1 pseudogene is annotated in these 1,285 nt (G+C 67.4%); it reads right to left on the bottom strand.

Annotated features, from left to right (window positions below):
• Nucleotides 1-259: 259 nt before the first annotated feature.
• A pseudogene (locus ACFYX0_RS47890) lies at nucleotides 260-1,285 on the bottom strand (transposase); the annotation flags it as partial.

Here is a 1,285-nt window from a genome sequence, read left to right as displayed (position 1 = left end):
CTTCGCCTACGTGGAGGCCGAACTGGCCGACGGCGAACGAGTCAAACTGATGCGGCTGCGCTACACCGGCGCCGTCGGCAAGTGGGGCTTCGCCCCCCTTGTCTGCTGCGGGTTGGAAGCCTAGAGAACTCCCATCCTCGCAGGTCACAAGGAACGTCCTCTCCATGGGGGCACCGTCAGCCGGTCACCGATCGATGGATCCAGGCTGAGACAAGCCACCTGTAACGCGACAAGAGCCATCCCAAAGCCGGACATAGCCTCACTCAGAATTGTCCCGACCCTCCCACCGCAAGCTCAGTGCACAGAACAGTGCGACGAGTCGCGGTTCGATGCGACGGGACACCTGCTGCACCAGCAGGGTGTTGACGTGCCCGGGCGCGCACTGGAACAGGTGCAGCGCGAGCATCGAGGTCTCGGCGCGTTCCTTGTCCGGGCCGGTCAGGGCGCCGTTCTTGCCGTAGTGCAGCACGGTATTGGCACTGTTCCAGTTGTCCACGACCTGGAGCCCGCCGTGGAATTCCCGGCGCAGGCCGGGGCTGGCCGGGTCGTCTCAGGCGAAGACGTGCGGACAGCGCGGCCGAGTTCTTCCAGAGCCTGGTACGTGGGATGTTCCGGGCCGCCGCGGGTGAAGCGGCGCAGCACCTGCCCGGCCTCCGCCGTGTCGGGGCGCGGTGGCGTACTTGACCATCTGGTCGTACTGCTGCTCGATCAGTTCCCAGCGGACCGGCCGGGTCGGCGAGGCGCCGAGGGCGGGCCAGCCGGGCGGGGTGTCGTTCGGTCGGTACAGGCGGACGCTGCCCATGTCGCGCACGCGTTGAAGCAAAGAGCCCCCGGAAGGGGCAGACCACCCAGGCCGAAATCCCTGGAAGGACTCCGTTGGGAAATCCGTGAACCGGTTGTGGGCGGGCTTCTGTGCGGCCAGGTCAAGTCGGGTTAGGCGCGAGGTTCTGGTCTGGCCGAGTGGGGTTTCGGTGAGCCAGGCGTCGGGTCGGATGATGTTGATGGCGGTGGCGGCGAAGACGTGGCTGAGGTGGGTCTTGGGCAGGCCGGTGAAGCGGGTCCGGCGGATGCGGGTGCGCCGCACTGCCTGGGAGATCGTGCCCTCCACGCCGGCACGGATGTTGTAACGCTGCTGCCATTCGTCGGTCAGCTGCTCGCGGCGCCGCGCTTCCAGCGCCTCCTGCTGGTCCCGGGGAAGCAGGGTCAGGCTGCGGCCCCATTTGCCGTTGGCTGCCTTGGTGCACTTCTCGCGTAGGGGGCAGTTCCCGCAGTCCTGGGCGGTGAA

The sequence above is a fragment of the Streptomyces sp. NPDC002573 genome, from assembly GCF_042889625.1.
Lineage (GTDB): Bacteria > Actinomycetota > Actinomycetes > Streptomycetales > Streptomycetaceae > Streptomyces > Streptomyces gibsoniae.
Note: the sequence above shows the minus strand (reverse complement) of the source record. Positions and strands in the feature narration are given on the sequence as shown.